The 20,553-nt window shown below is 45.6% G+C and carries 15 protein-coding genes; 5 read left to right on the top strand and 10 right to left on the bottom strand.

Translation table 11 applies throughout. The features are described 5' to 3' along the window. The 6 genes from lptE to DP923_RS08590 form a co-directional block, all read right to left on the bottom strand. Nucleotides 1–528, bottom strand: a complete 528-nt coding sequence (gene lptE / locus DP923_RS08615; RefSeq protein WP_112305414.1) for an LPS assembly lipoprotein LptE — start codon at nucleotides 526–528, stop codon at nucleotides 1–3. Next, a complete protein-coding gene (locus DP923_RS08610; RefSeq protein ID WP_112305413.1) occupies nucleotides 512–1,795 on the bottom strand; it encodes a sigma-54 interaction domain-containing protein in 1,284 nt (427 codons plus the stop codon). The genes lptE and DP923_RS08610 overlap by 17 nt, the downstream gene beginning before the upstream one ends. Nucleotides 1,796–1,899: 104 nt before the next feature. Further along, nucleotides 1,900–3,330 carry a tRNA (N6-isopentenyl adenosine(37)-C2)-methylthiotransferase MiaB gene (miaB, locus tag DP923_RS08605; protein ID WP_112305412.1) on the bottom strand — a complete coding sequence of 477 codons (1,431 nt, stop codon included), beginning with the start codon at nucleotides 3,328–3,330 and terminating at the stop codon, nucleotides 1,900–1,902. Nucleotides 3,331–3,514: 184 nt separating this feature from the next. After that, nucleotides 3,515–4,801, bottom strand: a complete 1,287-nt coding sequence (locus DP923_RS08600) for an anthranilate synthase component I family protein (RefSeq protein ID WP_112305411.1) — start codon at nucleotides 4,799–4,801, stop codon at nucleotides 3,515–3,517. A gap of 148 nt (nucleotides 4,802–4,949) precedes the next feature. Further along, nucleotides 4,950–5,681, bottom strand: a complete 732-nt coding sequence (locus DP923_RS08595; RefSeq protein WP_112305410.1) for a zinc ribbon domain-containing protein — start codon at nucleotides 5,679–5,681, stop codon at nucleotides 4,950–4,952. 5 nt (nucleotides 5,682–5,686) lie between these two features. After that, nucleotides 5,687–6,787, bottom strand: a complete 1,101-nt coding sequence (locus DP923_RS08590) for a Nif3-like dinuclear metal center hexameric protein (RefSeq protein ID WP_112305642.1) — start codon at nucleotides 6,785–6,787, stop codon at nucleotides 5,687–5,689. Between the two features lie 126 nt (nucleotides 6,788–6,913). Here DP923_RS08590 and lpxK point away from each other — a divergent pair, with 126 nt between their 5' ends. The 3 genes from lpxK to miaE all read left to right on the top strand — a co-directional run bounded on the left by lpxK (nucleotide 6,914) and on the right by miaE (nucleotide 10,683). Beyond that, nucleotides 6,914–7,975, top strand: coding sequence for a tetraacyldisaccharide 4'-kinase (gene lpxK / locus DP923_RS08585; RefSeq protein WP_239020977.1), 1,062 nt, complete (start codon nucleotides 6,914–6,916; stop codon nucleotides 7,973–7,975). 79 nt (nucleotides 7,976–8,054) lie between these two features. Further along, nucleotides 8,055–9,965: a putative porin gene (locus DP923_RS08580; RefSeq protein WP_112305409.1), complete on the top strand. Its 1,911-nt coding sequence runs from the start codon at nucleotides 8,055–8,057 to the stop codon at nucleotides 9,963–9,965. Nucleotides 9,966–10,074: 109 nt separating this feature from the next. Beyond that, nucleotides 10,075–10,683, top strand: coding sequence for a tRNA-(ms[2]io[6]A)-hydroxylase (miaE, locus tag DP923_RS08575; protein ID WP_112305408.1), 609 nt, complete (start codon nucleotides 10,075–10,077; stop codon nucleotides 10,681–10,683). Nucleotides 10,684–10,878: 195 nt separating this feature from the next. On the opposite strand, the gene DP923_RS08570 is transcribed toward miaE, so the two are convergent. Beyond that, nucleotides 10,879–12,144: an asparagine synthetase B gene (locus tag DP923_RS08570; RefSeq protein ID WP_112305407.1), complete on the bottom strand. Its 1,266-nt coding sequence runs from the start codon at nucleotides 12,142–12,144 to the stop codon at nucleotides 10,879–10,881. 139 nt (nucleotides 12,145–12,283) lie between these two features. On the opposite strand from DP923_RS08570, the gene DP923_RS08565 reads away from it, so the two are divergent. Beyond that, nucleotides 12,284–13,525 (top strand): ABC transporter permease, encoded by a 1,242-nt coding sequence (locus tag DP923_RS08565; RefSeq protein WP_112305406.1) that lies wholly within the window; start codon nucleotides 12,284–12,286, stop codon nucleotides 13,523–13,525. Between the two features lie 112 nt (nucleotides 13,526–13,637). Here the strand turns inward: DP923_RS08565 and DP923_RS08560 are convergent, their stop codons facing one another. The 3 genes from DP923_RS08560 to DP923_RS08550 all read right to left on the bottom strand — a co-directional run bounded on the left by DP923_RS08560 (nucleotide 13,638) and on the right by DP923_RS08550 (nucleotide 17,958). Continuing rightward, complete coding sequence (locus DP923_RS08560; RefSeq protein ID WP_239020976.1) at nucleotides 13,638–14,270, bottom strand: OmpH family outer membrane protein; 633 nt, start codon at nucleotides 14,268–14,270, stop codon at nucleotides 13,638–13,640. Between the two features lie 89 nt (nucleotides 14,271–14,359). Beyond that, nucleotides 14,360–15,679 (bottom strand): tRNA (N(6)-L-threonylcarbamoyladenosine(37)-C(2))-methylthiotransferase MtaB, encoded by a 1,320-nt coding sequence (gene mtaB, locus DP923_RS08555; RefSeq protein WP_112305405.1) that lies wholly within the window; start codon nucleotides 15,677–15,679, stop codon nucleotides 14,360–14,362. Between the two features lie 437 nt (nucleotides 15,680–16,116). Further along, the gene (locus DP923_RS08550; protein ID WP_125047686.1) at nucleotides 16,117–17,958 is read right to left on the bottom strand and encodes an LTA synthase family protein; all 1,842 of its coding nucleotides are present in this window, start codon (nucleotides 17,956–17,958) and stop codon (nucleotides 16,117–16,119) included. 282 nt (nucleotides 17,959–18,240) lie between these two features. Between DP923_RS08550 and DP923_RS08545 the strand changes: the two genes are divergently transcribed. After that, on the top strand, nucleotides 18,241–20,433 hold the full coding sequence (locus DP923_RS08545) for a glutamine synthetase III family protein (RefSeq protein WP_112305403.1): 2,193 nt from the start codon (nucleotides 18,241–18,243) through the stop codon (nucleotides 20,431–20,433). Nucleotides 20,434–20,553 lie beyond the last annotated feature (120 nt).

Below are 20,553 nucleotides of genomic sequence, written 5' to 3'. Positions count from 1 at the left end.
CTACCAGTTTGCTACTGTTTTATTAAATACATCGGTAACCAGGCGCTCGGTTAGCTGGTTAATCTGAGCGGGCGAAAGCTGGGTAACATCCACGTTTTCCGGGAAATCCTGCGGAATAGAAAACAGCTGCTCAAAGCTTTCTTCCGGATTTTTGGTATTTGTAAACCGTACCTGTACACCCAGGGTCAGGCGGTTGAGCGCAGCCTGGTTGTTAATACCATCCCGCTCTATAGCAGCGGGCGTAAAGGTAAAGCTAACGATCTGCCCCTCTAACTGCAAATCGCCTTCGCGCTGCAGTATGGTTAAGTTTGTATTCCGGCGGTAAAACTCCTTAAAATTATTCGTAACCAGCTGTGTTAAGTTAGCAGGGCCTTCGCCGGTGCTGTTCTCAAAATTCTGGATCGAGATCGTTTTGATGTCCGGAGAGAGGGTAGTGCCCGAGAAAGAATAGACACCGCAACCGCTCAAACTTAAGCTTGCAAGCCCCAGAACTAGATTGAAAAGCCTGAAATTAATCTTCAATGTCATACTGCTTTAATTTTCGGTAAAGGGTGCGCTCCGATATGCCCAGGTCCTGTGCGGCATACTTGCGTTTGTTATGGTGTTTTTTAAGCGCCTTCAGAATCATTTCTTTTTCTTTATCTTCTAAAGATAGGCTTTCTTCGGCTGCCTCGTGCGGAATATCTTCTACTTTCTCTTCCTCGTATTCTTCCTGTTCGGCTTGCTTTACAGCCAGGTAATAAGGCTCAGAATGCTTGGGTTTTGGCTCATGGGTCTGGAAACCACGGCTTTGGTAAGCAGGTTCAATGTTTTCGAAAAGGTGGCTGTGCTCTTTTAATATTTCTTTATCATTTGGCTGATGTGCGATCATCTCGAAAACAAGTTTCTTCAGATCAGCCATGTCGTGGCGCATATCAAACAATACTTTGTAGAGCAGGTCGCGCTCCGAAAAAGATTGCTCAGCGTTCGACTCTCTTTTTAAAAGTGCCGGTAAAGAACTGCTTTGCTCGCGCGGAAGGTAATTACGCAGCTTTTCACCATCAACCTCACGGTCGTATTCCAGCACGGAGATTTGCTCTACAATATTTTTGAGTTGCCTGATGTTGCCCGGAAAACGGAAATTCAGCAATTCCTGTACTGCATCCGGCGTAAGCGTGATAGGCTTTACTTTATACTTTTCCGAAAAATCAGAAGCAAATTTGCGGAACAACAGGTATACATCTTCGCCACGCTCGCGCAAAGCCGGAACCGTAATTGGCACTGTGTTCAGGCGGTAATATAAATCTTCGCGGAAACGCCCGTTCTCCACCGCATTGATCAGGTTTACATTAGTGGCTGCTACCACGCGCACATCGGTTTTCTGTACTTTGGAAGAACCTACTTTAATAAATTCGCCATTTTCGAGTACGCGTAAGAGCCTGGCCTGCGTGCCCAGCGGCATTTCCCCGATCTCATCCAGGAAAATTGTGCCGCCATCAGTTACTTCAAAATAGCCCTTGCGTGTTTCGGTAGCACCGGTAAAAGAGCCTTTCTCGTGGCCGAAAAGTTCAGAATCTATGGTACCTTCCGGAATAGCGCCGCAGTTAATGGCTATGAACTGCCCATGCTTGCGCGGACTCAGGTGGTGAATGATCTTAGAAAATGATTCTTTTCCGCTGCCGCTTTCACCGGTTATCAGCACAGTCATATCGGTGGGCGCTACCTGCACTGCCACCTGTATCGCATAGTTTAATACAGGCGAGTTGCCGATTATCCCGAAACGCTGTTTTATACTTTGAATATCGATGTTGCGCATAGATTTAATGTGCTAATGTGTTCATGTGCTGATGTGAAAATTGTTAAATGTGCTGTTTTGAAAATATATTAATCAGCACATTATCAAATTAATTAATCAGCACATTAATCTAACGCTTCCCCGAAAAGAGTGCCTACGCTGCAATCATGCACCAGCACATCCACGTAATCACCTTTCTTGAAATGCTTTTTATCGAAGATCACTACTTTGTTCTGGTCGTTTCGGCCGCTTAACTGCTCTTTCGATTTTTTTGAGAAGTTCTCTACCAGCACGCGGTGTACTTTGCCAATATCGCGCTTGTTGCGGGCCAATGAGGTTTCGCGCTGCTTGTTAATGATCTCATCCAGGCGGCGTTTTTTAACTTCCAACGGAATATCATCTTCCAGTTTGCGGGCTGCCAGCGTACCAGGGCGTTCCGAATAAAAGAACATGTATGAGTAATCATACTGCACATAATCCATCAGCGAAAGCGTATCCTGGTGTTCTTCTTCAGTTTCGGTGCAGAAACCAGCAATCATATCAGAAGAAATACCGCAATCTTCGCCCAATATAGTCCGGATAGCATCTACGCGGTTCAGGTACCATTCGCGGTCGTAGGTACGGTTCATCAGTTCCAGCACGCGGGAGTTACCGCTTTGCGCCGGCAGGTGAATATACTTACAGATGTTATCATACTTTTTGATGGTGTATAATACTTCGTCTGAAATATCTTTTGGATGCGAAGTAGAGAAACGAACGCGCAAATTAGGGCTAACTAGCGCAACCATTTCTAAAAGCTGCGCAAAGTTTACAAACTCCAATCCGTCTTCTGAGGTCCACTTATACGAATCTACGTTCTGGCCAAGCAGGGTAACTTCCTTGTAGCCCTGGTCTACCAGGTTTTGCGCTTCCCGAACAATAGAATGGGCATCGCGGCTACGCTCACGGCCACGTGTAAATGGTACCACGCAGAAAGAGCACATATTATCGCAGCCACGCATGATCGAGATAAAAGCGCTTACGCCGTTGCTGTTCAGGCGAATAGGCGTAACATCTGCATAGGTTTCTTCCCTGGATAAAAGTACGTTTACAGCTTTCTGGCCACCATCTACTTCGTTTATCAGGTTAGGAAGGTCGCGGTAAGCATCCGGGCCAACAACCAGGTCTACAATTTTCTCTTCTTCGAGTAATGATTTTTTAAGGCGCTCGGCCATACAACCCAGCACACCAACCACCATTCCGGGCTTTTTCTTTTTGTGGTAATTGATCTGGCCTAAACGGTTACGGACAGTTTGTTCCGCTTTTTCGCGTATAGAGCAGGTGTTCAGAAGCACGACATCGGCCAGCGAAATATCAGCTGTCGTATCAAAGCCCTGGTCGAATAGGATAGAGGTAACTATTTCACTGTCAGAGAAATTCATGGCGCAACCATAACTCTCAATGTATAACTTACGGGATCTTCCGGTGTTGCTATCAATGGTTACTTTGGTATCGCAGGCAGCGGCTTGTTCTGGCGTGCGATTATCTATAAAATCTAAGTCTACTATTGGCTCCATACTTCTACTGTTTCAACTGCAAATATACAAAGAAGATTTTAAGCCGTGACAGAATGGCAGGAGAGAATTAAGAATTAAGAATTAAGAATTAGAAAATCGAATACATTAACTTTTGTAAGTATTAAAACTTTAAAGTTTATACTTTTTGATGATACAAATTCTGAGATGAAGGCCATTAAAAGGTTTAGCTAAGCACTTTTAGTATGGCCTGCGCTTTCAGTAAACATTCGGCATACTCTTGTTCGGGGTCGGAGTCGAAAGTGATGGCGCTGCCAACCATGAAAGACAAGTAACTAGTGGAGGCGTTGTATTGGATGCTTCTGATCACCACATTAAAATCGCAGTCCTGGTTTGGTTTGATGTAGCCAAAAGCCCCGGAATAAAGTCCACGTTTGGTATCTTCCAGTTCTTCGATCAGCTGCATGGCGCTTATTTTTGGTGCGCCCGTCATGCTTCCCATCGGGAAAGTGCCTTTCAAAGCTTCAACTAAGTCGTTCTCAGGCCGCAGTTGGCCGGTGATGGTGGAGATCATCTGCGAAACCTGCCGGAAACCGTAAATACCGAACATTTCCGTAACTTTTACCGTGCCGGTTGCGCAGGAGCGGCTCAGGTCGTTGCGCACCAGATCCACGATCATCATGTTTTCTGCCAGTTCTTTTTCGTCGTGGCGTAGCTGGTGCTGGAGTTGCTGGTCTTCTTCGGGCGTTGCGCCGCGCCTGATAGTGCCTTTGATTGGTTGGGAGATAAGCGTCGCACCATCTTTTTTTAAAAACCGCTCCGGCGAAGCGCACAGCAGATACTTATCTTCATACTTTAAATACCCGGAAAAAGGAGTGGGCGAAGCTTCGTTCAGAGCCTGGTATAAAGCCAAAGGTTGGATGGTAACCTCTTTTGCATAAAACTCCATGCAGTAATTCAGCTCGTACACATCGCCTTCTAGAATGTGCGCCCGCACACGCTCTACGTTAGCGATGTACTTTTCTTTAGACACGCGTTGCTGCACATTTATACTTAGATTAGCAGATGGTGTAGCCGGCTCCGTTTGAAGTATAGACGAAAGTATAAAGTTGATGTTATTAGCTGAGCTGTTTATACTTATGATGTCAGTGTTAAAGTATACATATACTTCCGGTTCAAAGAAAAAAATGCTTGGAAAACCGATATGGTCGGGGTTATTACTGCTAAGTTTTTCCGTTTGGTTTTTCAGATCGTAGTTCAAAAAACCACACCAAGTTGTCTGTTGTGCCTGTAAGTTCGACCGCAGGCTTTCGAATGTTTCCTGTGCATCAAACGGAATGGGCTCATCTGAAGATACAGCCAGTAACTCCTCAAAACCGCCGAAGGGATAGTCGATCTGGTTGGAAGTATAAAAAGCAACTAACCTAAACTGATTTGCCCAGGCCAGCGCTTTTTGTTTTAACTCCGGAATAGAAAAAGGAAGCGCTGTTGCAGCAAAGGTGGCGGAAAACATATATGTATTAGTTAAGGCGGGCAGCGCAGCTTATACTTTGGAAAGCTTCAAATTTATACTTTGTAAGTATGCATTACAGTTTGTTGGCAACAAAAAAAGGATGGGGTTAGCCATCCTTTTTTAATATAAGTTGTAAGCGATCGGCTTCTTAGAAAACGCGTTGCTCCACACCAGCCAGAATACGGCCGCAGTGCTCGCAAACAATCACTTTTTTCTGAGCTGCAATATCAGCCTGGCGCTGCGGAGGAACGGTGTTAAAGCAACCACCACACGCATCACGTTTAACCGGAACAACAGCCAGGCCGTTGCGCACATTTTTACGGATACGGTTGTAAGCGCTTACCAAACGCTCTTCGATCTGGCCTGAAGCAGCTTCGCGGTCTTTTTCAAGGGCGGTTTCTTCTTCTTCGCTTTCAGAAACGATCTGGTTCAGTTCCTGTTTTTTGTTTTCAAGGTCCTTGCGGCGCTCTTCCAGTTTATGCTTTGTGCCTTCGATGTCCGTGTTTTTCTGCTCGATCTGGTAAATGGCTTCCCTGATTTTTTTCTCAGCGATCTGAATTTCCAGCTTCTGAAGCTCCACTTCTTTCGTTATAGCATCGTACTCGCGGTTATTGCGTACGTTCGTTTGCTGCTCTTCATACTTACGGATGAGAACTTCAGCATCTTTGATGGCTTGTTTGCGCTGAACGATCGACTCATTCAGGTTGGCAACTTCGTCATCAAACTTACGAACCCTTACTTCATAGCCTTCAATTTCATCTTCCAGGTCCTGAACCTCTTCGGGTAAGTCGCCTCTTACGCGTCTAATTTCATCAAGCTGCGAATCGATGGTCTGAAGCTTAAGAAGAGCTTCTAATTTGTTGGCTACAGTACTTTCCATGTATATTAAAAAGTGTATCTGATTGGGTTAGTGTTCACTGTTGATAAACAGACTGCAAAATTAGGGAAATTTTTGGAAATCGTGTCATAAAAAATCTCCTTTGTAAATACCTCGCTTTCATAATGGCCGATATCAGCAAGTAAAAGCTGGCCTTCGGCATCAAAAAACTCGTGGTATTTTAAATCGGCGGTTACAAACGCGTCAGCGCCTTTGCGTTTGGCATCTTTCAGCAGAAAGCTTCCGGCTCCACCGCACACGGCCACTTTTTTTATACTTTTAGTGCCCACAGAAGTATAACGCACGCCTGGCAACTGCATTTTCTCTTTCAGATAACCTAAAAACTCATACTCTGTAAGCGGCGTTTCCAGTTCCCCGATCACGCCAAGGCCTACTTCCTGGTTCGTGTTTTCGAGTGTATACAGGTAATGCGCGACTTCTTCGTAGGGATGCGCTTTAAAAAGTGCCGCCAGAATTTTGTGCTGCAAATGCGCCGGAAAAATGACTTCGATGCGGCTTTCCTGTACCTGTTCCGGTTTACCAGGCTGGCCAATGGTAGGATCAGCATTGCCGGTTGGTAAAAAACGGCCTGTACCCTGCACCTGGAAACTGCAATCTTTGTAATCGCCTATCTGGCCGGCTCCGGCTTTGTGCAGTGCTGCCAATACCTGTTCTGTATTTTGTACAGGAGCAAAGGTTACCAGCTGCATGAGCGTATGGGGTTTCGGCGAAAGGATGGTTTGGTTCTTTAACTCCAGTTTGGCGGCAATCTTAGAATTTACACCATTTAATACGCTGTCGAGGTTCGTATGTGAGGCGTAAATGGCAATATTATGCCGGATCGCTTTTATAATGGTACGCTCTACATAGGTACGGCCCGTAAGCTGCTTTAGGCCTTTAAAGATAACCGGGTGATGCGCTACAATCAGGTTACAGCCTTTCTCCAGGGCTTCTTCGATCACGTCTTCGGTACAATCCAGGGTAACGAGCACGCCTGTTACTTGCTGGCTGGCATCACCGGTTTGCAAGGTGGCGTTGTCGTAGCTTTCCTGGTAAACGGGGGGGGCGAGTTGCTCCAGTACGTTAATTACTTCCTGTATAGTGGCCATTTTTGTTTGTTTGCGGGTCGGCAATAAAATTATTCTAAATTTGCTTACAAAAAAGTAAAGGCTTCTATTTTAATCTTGGATTAAGCTTTTCTGATTTAACTTTTATTGAGGTATCAAAACTAAATAATGCTGCATTATCTTAAACTTTTGCTCTGGCCTTTTGCGCTGCTTTATGGCGGTATTATGGCTTTGCGCAATTGGTTTTATGCTAAAGGTATACTTGCATCCAGGCGGTTTAAAGTACCTGTAATTGTGGTAGGTAACTTAACAGTGGGCGGTACAGGCAAAACGCCGCATGTAGAATATTTGATCCGATTATTACACAACTATAAACTGGCAGTGCTAAGCCGGGGCTACAAGCGAAAAACAAGAGGATTTATACTTGCCGATGCCCAATCCACGCCGGCCATACTTGGCGACGAGCCATTTCAGTACCACCGCGATTTTCCGGAGGTAACCGTGGCCGTGGCCGAAAGCAGGGTAGAAGGCATCTCTAAAATGCAGGAACATGTACCGGCAACGCAGGTTTTTTTACTGGATGATGCCTTTCAACACAGAGCTGTGCAAGCTTCTTTTTACATTCTACTGACCGATTATACCCGCTTGTTTTACAAGGATTTTGTACTGCCAGCCGGACTTTTACGCGAGCCGAAGTATGGCGCCAAACGTGCCGATGCCGTGATCGTTTCCAAGTGCCCCAGAAGTATAGAAATAGCTGAACTAAAACGCATTAAAGCAAATGTCTTAAAGTATACAAGTAAAGATACGCCGGTGTATTTTTCAACATTCGGATATGGTAAACCGGTAGCGATGAGCACGCAATTCCAGGCACGAAAGGAGATTATACTTTTAACCGGGATTGCCAATGCTGCGCCGCTCGTTACGTATTTGCAGGGGCAGGGCTATTCCATACTTCAACATCTTAATTACCCGGATCATCATACGTACACGTTGCAGAACTTAACTGACCTGAAACAATTGCTGCAACAGCCAGCATATCGAAACGCAAGTATACTTACCACGCGGAAAGATGCCGTTAAAATGCAGGACAGCGCCTTGGCTAGCCGGACTTCGCAACTTCCGATTGGGTATATTCCGGTTGAAGTGGTTTTCCTGGATGATGCTGCCGGTTTTGATCAACAACTTTTGGCACACGTACAGACTTTTCAGGCAACAGAAACCGTTTAAAAATGCCTGGCAGCAAATCTGGAAGCTATAACCCGGCGTTACCTTACTGTAGTTGCGTTAAAATGACTATTTTTGACCTGTGAACAAAAAGCTACTCTTCCGCATACTTCTCGTACTTGGCATTTTCAGTGGCCAGGTTGCTACAGCGCAGATAATCGACGACTCCACTGAGGTTGTTTATAGCCCCAAAACCACTTTGCAGCTTTTTGAGCAGGATGTGCTGAATGGCCGTTACGTAGAAACCAGAATCGATACATCTATTCAGAACACCCACAACGAACGCTTCTGGTTCCAGGATTCGGCTTATTACCAGCATTTGGGCAACATCGGCACAGCTTCGCAACCGCTGCTTTTCCGGATGCCCAACAAGATCGGAGTGCGTTTGGGCCGCCACGCTTTTGACAGGTACGCTTACAACCCCAGAAATATTAATTATTATGATACCCGCTCGCCGTACTCGCATTTATATTATGTGCAGGGCGGACGAGGCGAACAGGTTTTTGAAGCAATTTATGCCCGCAACATCACGCCAAACTGGAACATCGGGGCAGCTTACCAGATCATTTCAGCGGAAAAACAACTGGCCACCTCGCCCCAGGAAAACGGTTTAATCAGCGGCCGGGGTGCTAAGATTTTCTCGCACTATACTTCAAAAGATAAGAAATATGACTTGTTTGCCAACTTTACTTTGTTCAGGCACGAGCAGGTAGAGCAGGGCGGCGTGCGAAGACCCGAGGAAGAAGGCCTGCGGGATAATCTGTTTCTGTACGAAAACGGCACTATTAACCTGCAGCAGGCAACAACACAGGAAAAACGCAGCACCTACCATTTGCTGCACATGTACAAACTGGCCCAGGAAAACCTGAAAGTATACCATCAGTTCGATCTTGGTTTTCAGGAAGATGATTTTACCGACGATGGCATTCCGTTGCTTATCAACACAGCTACAAACGATACATCGGTATACTTTTACCCGCGCGCCCTTTACAGCACCCGCCTGACCAGAGACCAGAGCAAATACCGCGAACTCGAAAATATTGTTGGTTTTACGGGCCGCACTAAAATTTCTTCATACAAAGTATACGCCAAGCTCCGTAACTCGAAATTAACCTATAAAGCTGCGCAAACCATCCGCCCAAATGCCGATTCTATTGCGGCCACGTTAACCCAGTCCAGATCGTATAACCAGGTTTTTGTGGGCGGCGAACTGAGTGGTTTCTATAAAAAAGCAGAAGTTGTTTTAAACGGCGAGGTGCAGGTGCCCAGCGATTACCGCGTAAAGGCCTTAGCGCGCTTAGGTGGCGCGTATGGTTCGATAGAGCGTGTGCTGCAATCGCCGTCGTTAACCGAGACGTTTATACTTAGCAACCACTTTGACTGGGACAACGAAGACAGGTTCAATAACTCTGTCTATGACCGCCTGGAAGTGGGCTACGCCAGCAAGTTCGGGGAAAGGCAGTTTCTGCGCGTAACCGGCCACTTCAATAACATTAAGCGTTATTTTTATTTTGACGAACAGTTTACGCCGCAGCAGGAAGACAGGCAACGCCTATTCGGAGCAGAACTGCAACATCATATCCGTTTTGGCTCCATCCATTTCGAGAATTTTATCGCCTACACCAATACCTCAGATGCAGACAAAATCAGAGTACCGGAATGGCTCCTGGATTCGAAGTTATACTTTGAAGGCTCGTTGTTTAAGAAAGCACTTTATGGCCAGTTCGGGGTTCAGGCCTATTTGCCAAGCAGTTACTATGGCGATGGTTACATGCCGGTAACTCAGCATTTTTATATTCAGAACGAGTTAAAAACAGCTGGCTACCCGGTACTGGATGTGTTCCTGACGGCCGATATCAAAACACTGAATATTTTCCTGAAGATGAGCCACATCAACTCAGAGCTTTGGGAGCCAGGATATTTAGAAACTCCTTATTACCCAGGCATGCGCCGTAGCTTTGTGTTTGGTATCAAGTGGATGTTCTTCGATTAATTTGTTAAATGGCTGGATGGTTATAATTGTTGAATCGTGTTCTGGGAACTAAACACGCAACAATTTAATTAGCTGGCAACTTTGCCTTCAACCTTCATTCAGAATTATTATGTCTGATTTTCAACCTACCAAAACTATACTTCGCCTGGAGCTGCCTACGGATCCGCGGTGGGTAAATATCGCTGAAAAAAACATCGAGGAAATTCTGGTAGACCATGCGTACTGCGAACAAAAAGCTGCCACGTCCGGCATTTCGCTGATTGTAAAGTACCCGGATAAAACCCGCCTGGTAGAGGAAATGACCGAACTGGTGGCCGAAGAATGGAGCCATTTTGAGCGCGTGCTCGCAGAACTCAAGAAACGAGGTTTTGCGCTAGGCCGCAACCGGCCCGATGAGTATGTAGTGGAGCTGAGTAAGCACATTCGAAAAGGAGATAAGCGCGAGCGGCAGTTAATGGACCATTTGCTGGTAAATGCCCTGATTGAAGCCAGAAGCTGCGAACGCTTTAAACTGCTCTGGAAAAACCTGCAGGACGAAGACCTTCAGAAATTTTACTACGAACTGATGGTATCAGAAGCTGGCCACTACGTGAGCTTTGTGAAGCTGGCAAAAGAATACATGCCTGTAGAAGTAGTAGATGCCCGCCTGAAAGAATTGCTCGCCATCGAAGCCAACATCATCGCTAACCTCGAGCACCGCCCCGACAGAATACATTAACTGAGTTCTGAGTTACGAGTGCTGAGTCTCGAGTTTTTAAAGTATGATTTATACTTTGGGATAAAATTTTAGTTCGTAGAACAGCATTTACAGAATCTCATAAAAGAAGTATACTTTATACTTTGAATGCTGTCTGATTTGAGATTTATACTTTACTTAAACTCATAACTCAAGACTCATAACTCGTAACTCTAATCACGTTTTCTGTTTTTTCTTTTTAGCAGCCGGGAAAAGAATGTTGTTCAGGATGAGTCTGTAGCCCGGCGAGTTCGGATGCAGGGCCAGATCGGTTGGTTCTTCGCCAACTAAATGCTGGTAATCTTCTGGGTCGTGGCCGCTGTAAAACGTCCAGGTGCCTTTGGCAAAAGTGCCGTGCATGTAGCGTATCTCGCCCAATTCTTTGTTTTCGCCCATCACAATTACTTCCGGCTTCACCAGGTTTTTGCGGAAAGCAGTGGTCTGGCCCATAAACCCTTTTACTGTTTTAGCGTGGTTCTGCGAGAGCATCGTCGGGATTGGGTCCCATTTGGCGGAGAACGTGAACAGCTGGAAATAATCGTTTGCCTCTAAAACAGGCCGTTCCTGCGGTTGTATATCGATGTTCGAATATTCGTACTCCAACGGGTCTCTGGAAAGTATAAAATCCTTGAAGGCAAATGTTTTACTGAAGTTCAGGTTGCGTTGTGCGCTTGGGTCGGCGGCGTCGCCATCATACATACTTTCTGCAATGTCGAGGCCTTCGGCGGCCAGCGCAATATCATAGGTATCGGTGGCAGAGCACATCGCAAACAGAAAACCGCCGCCGGCACAAAAATCCTTTATCTTGTTCACAACCGCCAGTTTTAGCTGCGACACTTTCGTAAACCCTAACTTTTTGGCAGACGCTTCTGCATCCCGCTGCTGCTCCTGGTACCACGGGTAATGGCGGTAGCTGGCATAAAATTTACCGTACTGGCCCGTAAAATCTTCGTGGTGCAGGTGTATCCAATCATACTTTGGGAGGTCGCCGCGCATGATTTCTTCGTCGTACACAATATCATACGGAATCTCTGCGTACGTTAAAACCAGCGTCACAGCATCATCCCAGGGCATTTTAGTTTTAGGGGTATACACGGCAATTTTGGGCACTTTTTCCAGCTTCATCACATCCATATTCGCTTCCGGCTCGGCTATCTGCTGCAAAATGCCATTATACTGCGCATCCGAAATTACCTGGTAACTGATGCCCCGCACAATCAGCTCGTTCTCGAACTGCGGCGCATGGTTAAACGCAAAACTTCCGCCCTTAAAATTAAGGAGCCAGTCTACCTGCACATCTTTTGATAAAACCCAGTAAGCCAGCCCATAGGATTTAAGGTGGTCTTTCTGCGTTTCATCCATTGGTATAAGCAAGGTACTGGCTATACTTTTAAAGGATAGCGTAAAACCAAGTATAAAAAAGAGTGCGATACGGAGAATCATACTGTTCGTCTTCAAAATATGAGGGAATGTATAAATTTCATTCTTTTTTCAGAAAATGCAGTTATCTTAGAAGCATAGCTGCCCTACGTTATAAGTAACGAAATTTTAGCCGGACAGCGCACATTTTTTTATAGGATAGATGAATCTGATAGAGAACATACTGGAAAGCTTGCGGGCAATTAAGGGCAATATGCTTCGTACGGTGCTAACGGGCCTAATCATTTCGATTGGCATTATGTCGTTAGTTGGTATTTTAACAGCCGTGGATAGTATGAAATATTCCCTGACACAGACCTTTTCCAGTTTGGGTGCCAACTCGTTTGATATCCGTAAAAAAGGCTTTAACAACCGCGGTAGCCAGGGAGGCGTTACCGAAAAAGTATACCCTGATATTACCTACGAACAAGCTATAAAGTATAAAGAACTGATGCAGGAAAGTGCTGTGGTGAGTTTATCTGCGCGTATCTCGGGAGCAACGGTGGTGAAAAGCGACAAAGAAAAGACCAACCCGAACATCAGCGTAATTGGTGGCGACGAAAACTACATGCAGCTACAAAGCCTGAATTTGGCAGAAGGCCGTGGTTTTTCGAATTATGAGCACGAGTTTGGCGTAAATGTAGCCATTGTAGGAAGTGAGATTTCAAAAACGCTTTTTCCTAAAACAACTGCCATCGGCCAGAATATTACGTTTCTGGGTAGGCGCTTTAAAATTGTAGGAAAGCTTGAAGAAAAAGGCAGCAGCATGGGCGGTGGCAGCGACCGACGTATTATTATTCCGCTGGAAACCGGCCGCCAGATTCCGCAAACCAATAATTCATCCCTTACTTTCGATATTAAAACCGCCATTACTAAACCCGAAGAACTGAATTATGTGATGGGCGAAGCAACGGGCACCATGCGCAGCGTGCGCCAGGACAGACTGAACCAGGAAGAATCTTTTGAAATCAGAAGAAGCGACTCGGCGCTGCAAAGCCTGAACGAGATTTCCGGTTATCTGAAAGCAGGCGGCTTCGTGATCGGTTTTATAACGTTATTGGGCGCTTCGGTTGGTTTGATGAATATTATGATGGTTTCGGTAAAAGAGCGTACCAGCGAAATTGGTGTTAGAAAAGCACTGGGCGCCACAGCCGTACAAATACGTCAGCAGTTCCTGATCGAAGCGGTGGTGATCTGTTTGATAGGTGGCATTGTCGGAATTGTACTTGGTATTATGATGGGCAACGGCATTGCTTCGCTGATAGGCGAGGGCGGCTTTATTATTCCGTGGCTCTGGGTGATTGTGGGCCTAACCATCTGCGTGGTTGTTGGCGTAATTTCCGGTTATTATCCGGCTTTTAAAGCTTCTAAATTGGATCCGATCGAATCGTTGCGTTACGAGTAGGTTATACTTTTATACTTCAGTTTTATACTTTCAATCTGAAGTATGAATCACATAAAAAATCCCGCTGCCAGATAAGACAGCGGGATTTTTTATACTTATCAGTTATTAGAAATTACTTCTTTTTCTCTGTGGTTGCTTTTGGTGTTGCAGCTTTGTCAGCCGTATACTTTTCGTTCAGGCCAGTTAAAACTTCTTCTGTAATATCCAGGGAAGCATCGCTGTAAAGTATGGCGCTGTTACCACGTGAGTAAGTCAGTACCATTTTGTAGCCTTTTTCTGCGCTTACAGCTTTAAGGTGGTCTTCTACTTTATCGTAGATTTTCTTCATTTCTTCTGATTCCTCAGCAGCGATGTCGTTTCCGGCATTCTGGTTCAGGGCAGCTAATTGCTGTTGTTTCTGGCCAAGACGCTGTTCGGTAGAGGCACGTTGCTCGGCGCTCATACCTTGTGCCGACTGCTGGTAGCGGTTTACTTCTTTCTGAAAGGCTTCTGCTTTTGCGCGAAGGTCCTGCTCAGCTTTCTGCGATTTGCCTTGCAAACGGGTACGGGCTTCTTTAAAGTATTCGTAGTTAGCCAGTAACGAGTCCGAATTTACATAAACGATTTCAGGAACTGCCGCAGTAGTTGCGCCATCCGAAGAAGTTGTTGTAGACGCAGTAGTTTTAGCACCAGGCTTTTGTTCTTGGCTACAGGCCGTTGTCAGGGCAAAAAGGGCTACGCCCCAAACCAATTTAGATACTTTCACGTGTTGTAAGGATTAGTTTTAAAAGGTGATTTGTCTGAATAAAGAGGAAATATAAGGTTATTTTCTGTTTTTCCAGCTTACTGCGGCTCTTAATGCTGCAGAATTTCTTTGTAGGTTTCTTCTGCTTCCATCAGCCCGGTTGTACTTATACCTGTCAGGCGCACGTGTTTTGTTTCGTTTACCAGGATCGGGTCATACTTGGCAGCCACCCGGATATAATTCTCTGTCCAGCCTTCCATTACGCCATCTTTCACGTCATCTTCAAACAAAACATTAAACTCGTTGCCGATGTGTTGCTCGTAGAAATGGCGTTTCTTTTTCTCTGACAGAATGCGCAGCATATCGGCGCGGCGGTTACGCTCTTTAACCGGCACTTTACCCGGCATGGCTGGCGCAAGCGTGTTCTCGCGTTCCGAATACGGGAAAACGTGCAGGTAACTCACATCCAGGTTATTGATGAAATTATACGTCTCCAGGAAATCTTCTTCTGTTTCGCCCGGAAAACCTACGATCACATCCACGCCAATGCAGCAATGCGGCATCAGGGTTTTAATGGCTTCCACACGCTCCGCGTACAGTTCGCGCTGGTAACGGCGGCGCATCAGTTTTAAAATCTTATTAGAGCCCGACTGCAACGGAATATGAAAATGCGGCATAAAGCGCTTGCTGTTGGCTACAAATTCTATTATCTCGTGGTGCAGCAGGTTTGGTTCAATGGAGGAGATGCGGAAACGCTCTATACTTTCAACCTGATCGAGGGCTTGTACCAACTGGAAAAACGTTTCTTCGCGCTTGCCATCCTGCAAACCAAAGTCGCCGGTATTTACGCCGGTCAAAACGATTTCTTTTACGCCTGATTCCGCTATTTCTTCCGCAGATTTAATTACGCTGGCAATAGTATTGGAACGGCTGCTGCCACGCGCCAACGGTATGGTACAGAACGAGCAGGAATAATCGCAGCCATCCTGTACTTTTAGAAAGGTACGGGTACGGTCGCCGAACGAGTACGAGTTATGGAATGTGTTGGCATCTGAAATTGGGCTGGCGTAAATCTCGGCCTTTCCTTTTTTAGTGAAGCCTTCCAGTATATCAACTAACTGAAATTTTTCGGCAGCGCCTAGTACGGCATCCACACCCGGAATCTCAGAAATTTCTTTTGGTTTAAGTTGTGCATAACAACCCAGAATGGTAATAAACGCGTCCGGGGAATGCTTCAGCGCTTCTTTTACTATTTTCCTGCACTTTTTATCGGCATTATCGGTAACAGAACAGGTATTGATAACATAAATATCAGGCGAATCGGTAAACTCCACTTTCTCGAAACCACGCTCCTGGAAAATGCGCCCGATGGTGCTTGTTTCGGAGTAGTTCAGCTTACAGCCTAACGTATAAAATGCAACTCTTTTCATAAGTAAGCACAAAGGTACAAAATAAAATTCTGAATGGGTAAGGTTGACGGGAGGGTTGTTAAATAGTTGAAGGCGTAATAGTTAAAATGTTAGATGATTAAATTGTTGAATTCTGAAGTATAGAATTCTACCGCGAGTTTGAGCGCAGCGGTAACTTGTGGTTGTGCATGACGCAAGTATTCTACTTGCTTTCTGCGAGAGCAGGAAAACAACGCTTGCAGAAACGGTGATTGCGTTTTATCAACCAGATAAGTATGGCAGCACAGGAAAAGCCTTTTCATACTTCGAAAGCCATCTCCAAAGTATAAGGCCCTGCCATACTTGCTTTTGCAAAGCATAGAAGTTGGAAACTTCTATGCTTTGCAAAAGCACAAGTTACCGCTTCGCTCAAACTCGCGGTAGCTGTTAGTTTAATAATTCACAATCAACAATTCAACTTACTTTTTCAGGAAATCCTCAAAAGAATATTGCATGTAGGCTTTCCCGTAGGTGCGTTGGGCTTCAGTTACGGTGCCTTCTTCTGCAATCGGTCGTTTGGCTACATTATCAAAGAGGAAACTACCTTGCGGCGTCAGGAAACCAAAGCCATCGTTAAACACATAGAAAGCAAACGGATAGGCAGTTGGTGCCAGCAGGTTACGGCCCCATTTAAAGTCCTGGTAAGGCAAGCCAAGTTGAGCCAGCAGGGTAGGTGCAATGTCGGTTTGGGAGCCCAGCGCATCTATTTTAAGGCCTTTCTGAGCAACAGCGCCTCCGGTAAGTATAAACGGAATATGGAATTTGCTTCGTTCGTGGTTCGCATCTTCGCCGGGTAAGGGATGGCCGTGGTCTGCCACTAACACAACCAACGTGTTTTGCCACCAGGCTTGCTTTTTGGCTTCCGCTATAAAATTTCCTAGCGCATAATCGGTGTAGTATACGCTGTTCCGGAATTTGGCTTCGTTTGTGGTACCCGGGAATTTAGCCGGAATCGGAATCTCATAGGGCTCGTGGCTGCTCAACGTATAAACCGTAGAGAAAAATGGTTTCTTTTCCTGGTTCAGGTCTTTTAAAACACGCTCAAACAACACATGGTCGTGTGCGCCCCACTTGGAGTTGTAACTTTCCGAAGGAAAATCAGCTTTATCAATCAGCTTCTCATAGCTGCCATTACGTAGGAAGGATTTGATGTTGGCAAACTCCAGTTCTCCGCCATAAAAAAAGCTGGTCGCGTAGCCTTGTTCTTTAAAAACCTTGCTTAGCTGTGGCAAACGCTCTGTTTTTTTAGGCGTTTTGATGATCGAAGTAATCGTCTGTACGGGGTAGCCGCTCAACAACGAAACCATTCCTTTTTCACTTCGGTCGCCGCTGGCGTATAGTTTGGTAAAGCTGATGCCTTCGGCGGCCAGTTTATCCAGGTTAGGCGTTACACCTTTTTCACCGCCCAGGCTGCCTACAAATTTAGCGGTATAACTTTCCAGGATGATGAAAAGTACGTTTGGCTTTTGCGTATTTAAGAGCGAAGCGGTCGTATCCGTTTCTGGTGCAGCATGCAATTCGGCCACTTTCTGCTCAGCCTCCTCTGCAGGCATAAACTGATAGGGGTTACTGCTTTCCTTGCCATACTTTAAAAGTGCGTGCATCAGGTTCCAGGGCATGTTCAGGCCGGCATGGTTGGCATACGGCGTATTGGAAAAGTATACCACACTCTGGTTGATCGGAATCTGTTGCCAGCCGCCACGCATGGGTAAGATCAGCACAATCAGGTAAACAAACGATAAAAGTACCATTACCCATTTTTGCTGGAATACATTGAATTTAGCTAGATCGAAGCCAAGCTGGTAGAGAAGTATAAAGGCACCGCTAAGTATAACAATCACAAATACAAGCAGCAAAAACGGCGCGGCTGCAGCAGAGGCGGCTATCTCACCAGGTGTGTTCAGGTACTGTAAAGGCGTGGCATCTAGGCGGTAACCCCAGAAAGTATAAAGCTCCAGATCAATTGCCAGCAGCGTAGAAATAATAACCAGCCAGATACAGGTAAATCCCCAGACAAACTTAACTGACTTTATGCGTGGCCAGATAGCCGAGAGCAAAACCGCTATAAACGGCAACGCACATATATAAGAGGTAAAAGAAATGTCGAGCCGGAGGCCGTACAAAAACGTGTTCAGAATTTCGGAAGCCGTTAGTTTCTGTGTTTTATCCAGGTGGTAGCCCAGAAAAATGGCGCGGGCACTCATAAAATAGAGTACCCAGAAAAGGAAGTATAGCGGCTGAAAATAGATGCGTCGTTTCACGGTACAAATATAAACGATAAGTTAGGTGCTGCCAGAAAGCATTTTAGTTTAAACACGGAAACTGATCAACTAATTTAAGGAAGGTTAAAAAGTACAAGGGTTCAAAATTAAACCTGCTTTGAGTGGTTTGAATAGTGAATTCTTTAAAATGGGTTTAAAATGTACAGGGGTACAAAGTATAAAGTATAAAAATGTTTCAACACCCCTTAAAAATTAATAGGGTAAATGTATAAAGTATGAATTCTGTGCTTTATATTTGTTGCGTCCTTAAACAATAACCCAATGGCCATACTTCGATTTAAAGCGCTTGAAATTGTAAGTCAGCGTACACCTTGTGAGGTAACTCCTTCTTCACACATCATTTCAGATTATTTTGGCGAAAACGTATTCAGCACTAATGCCATGCGAGCCACTATGTCGTCTGATAATTTTAAGCGACTGCGCAGAGCTATTGAGGCAGGCGAGAAAGTAGACCGTAACCTGGCTGATGCCGTTGCTTCTGCCATGCGTACCTGGGCTATGAGCAAAGGTGCGACACACTATACGCACTGGTTTCAGCCACTAACCGGTACAACCGCCGAAAAACACGATTCCTTCTTCGACCTGACGGGCGATGGGGAGGCCATCGAAAATTTTAAAGGCAGCGCCCTAGTACAGCAGGAGCCGGATGCATCCTCTTTCCCGAGCGGTGGTATCCGTAATACCTTCGAAGCCCGCGGTTATAGCGCCTGGGACCCGTCTTCGCCTGCTTTCCTGATCGAAAATGCCGGAACCCGCACGCTTTGCATTCCGACCATATTTGTATCTTATACCGGCGAAGCCCTCGATTATAAAACACCGCTTTTAAAATCATTGAACTTGATAAGCGATGCTGCTTTAACGGTAGCGCAATATTTTGATAAGGATGTAACCAAGATCAACACAACGCTTGGTATTGAGCAGGAGTATTTCCTGGTAGATCGTGCGCTTTGGGAAGCCCGCCCGGATTTGGTTATGACCGGCCGTACCTTATTCGGCCACGCACCGGCAAAAGGACAGCAGTTGGAAGACCATTATTTCGGATCGATCCCAAGCAGAGTACACGCCTTTATGGTTGATTTCGAGAAGGCCGGTTTAAAGCTGGGCATTCCGTTAAGAACCCGCCACAACGAAGTAGCGCCAAACCAGTTCGAGTGCGCGCCAACTTTTGAAGATGCCAACCTGGCTGTAGACCATAACCAGCTTCTGATGGATATTATGGACCGCGTTGCGGAACGCCATCACTTTAAAGTATTACTGCACGAGAAACCATTTAAAGGCGTAAACGGCAGTGGTAAACATAACAACTGGGCACTTAGCACCAACACCGGCGTAAACCTGCTGGCTCCGGGCAAAAGACCAAAAGAAAACCTGCAGTTCCTGACGTTCTTCATCAACACGGTGATGGCGGTTTATACCCATGCCGACCTGTTGCGCGCCAGCATTGCCTCAGCCAGCAACGATCACCGTTTGGGCGCCAACGAAGCACCTCCGGCTATCATGTCAGTGTTTGTGGGCCAGCAACTAACCGCAGTGCTGGATGAGCTGGAGCGCACGGCTAAAATTCCGATCGAGAAAGGCGATAACATGTACCTGAAGCTCGGCATAGATAAGATCCCTGAAATCCTGAGAGATAACACAGACCGTAACCGTACCTCGCCATTTGCCTTTACAGGTAATAAATTCGAGTTTCGCGCTGTAGGTTCTTCGGCTAATTCATCTTCATCCATGACGGTGCTGAACACCATCGTAGCAGACCAGTTAAAGAAATTCTCTAAAACTGTAGATGAGCTGATCGAAGTACAGGGCGTTAAAAAAGAAGTTGCCATTATCCAGGTGCTTCGCGAGTATGTAGCTGCTTCCAAAGCAATTCGTTTCGAAGGCAACGGTTATTCAAAAGAGTGGGAAGATGAGGCAGCCACAAGAGGCTTGTCAAACATCAAATCTACGCCATTATCACTGGATGTGTACGAGCGCGAAGATGTGCGGGAGCTGTTCACGAAGTATGGTATTTTATCAGAAATAGAATTAACTGCCCGCCACGAAATTTTATTGGAAGATTATATCAAGAAAATCCAGATCGAATCGCGTGTGATAGGCGATCTGGCTGTAAACCACGTAATTCCGACGGCGGTAGAGTACCAGAATAAACTGATCCAGAACATCCGTGGCTTAAAAGAGCTTGGCCTGGAAGATGAATACACACAAACTACCTTGGAATCCATCAAGAAAATGTCGGGCCACATTACCTCTATTCAGCGCAATGTGGATGAGATGGTTAACGCACGTAAGGTAGCAAACAAGATCGAAGATGCCCGTGAGCGCGCTATTATGTACCGCGAGCAGGTGTTCAGTTACTTTGATACTATCCGATACAGCGTAGATAAACTGGAGTTAATGGTAACCGATGAAGATTGGCCACTGGTAAAATACCGTGAACTAATGTTCAGAAGATAATTTATACTTTAAAAAAGCAAAAAAGGCGGCCTCTTAAACGGGCCGCCTTTTTTGTTTTATACTTTTCAGAAATAAGCAATACGTTGCAGCATCAAACTTGATGAGCTAGTATCAGTTAAA

Origin of the sequence: Pontibacter arcticus, from assembly GCF_003284895.1 — a bacterium.
In the GTDB taxonomy this organism is placed as follows: domain Bacteria; phylum Bacteroidota; class Bacteroidia; order Cytophagales; family Hymenobacteraceae; genus Pontibacter; species Pontibacter arcticus.
This window is presented reverse-complemented; position numbering and strand designations above follow the sequence as displayed.

Bases quoted from the DNA above. Each gene is read 5' to 3' on its own strand.
- lpxK (WP_239020977.1), top strand. From the start codon at position 6,914: ATGCTGCATTATCTTAAACTTTTGCTCTGGCCTTTTGCGCTGCTTTAT.
- miaE (WP_112305408.1), top strand. From the start codon at position 10,075: ATGTCTGATTTTCAACCTACCAAAACTATACTTCGCCTGGAGCTGCCT.
- DP923_RS08610 (WP_112305413.1), bottom strand. From the start codon at position 1,795: ATGCGCAACATCGATATTCAAAGTATAAAACAGCGTTTCGGGATAATC.
- mtaB (WP_112305405.1), bottom strand. From the start codon at position 15,679: ATGAAAAGAGTTGCATTTTATACGTTAGGCTGTAAGCTGAACTACTCC.
- DP923_RS08565 (WP_112305406.1), top strand. From the start codon at position 12,284: ATGAATCTGATAGAGAACATACTGGAAAGCTTGCGGGCAATTAAGGGC.
- DP923_RS08570 (WP_112305407.1), bottom strand. From the start codon at position 12,144: ATGATTCTCCGTATCGCACTCTTTTTTATACTTGGTTTTACGCTATCC.
- lptE (WP_112305414.1), bottom strand. From the start codon at position 528: ATGACATTGAAGATTAATTTCAGGCTTTTCAATCTAGTTCTGGGGCTT.
- DP923_RS08595 (WP_112305410.1), bottom strand. From the start codon at position 5,681: ATGGAAAGTACTGTAGCCAACAAATTAGAAGCTCTTCTTAAGCTTCAG.
- miaB (WP_112305412.1), bottom strand. From the start codon at position 3,330: ATGGAGCCAATAGTAGACTTAGATTTTATAGATAATCGCACGCCAGAA.
- DP923_RS08545 (WP_112305403.1), top strand. From the start codon at position 18,241: ATGGCCATACTTCGATTTAAAGCGCTTGAAATTGTAAGTCAGCGTACA.
- DP923_RS08600 (WP_112305411.1), bottom strand. From the start codon at position 4,801: ATGTTTTCCGCCACCTTTGCTGCAACAGCGCTTCCTTTTTCTATTCCG.
- DP923_RS08590 (WP_112305642.1), bottom strand. From the start codon at position 6,787: ATGGCCACTATACAGGAAGTAATTAACGTACTGGAGCAACTCGCCCCC.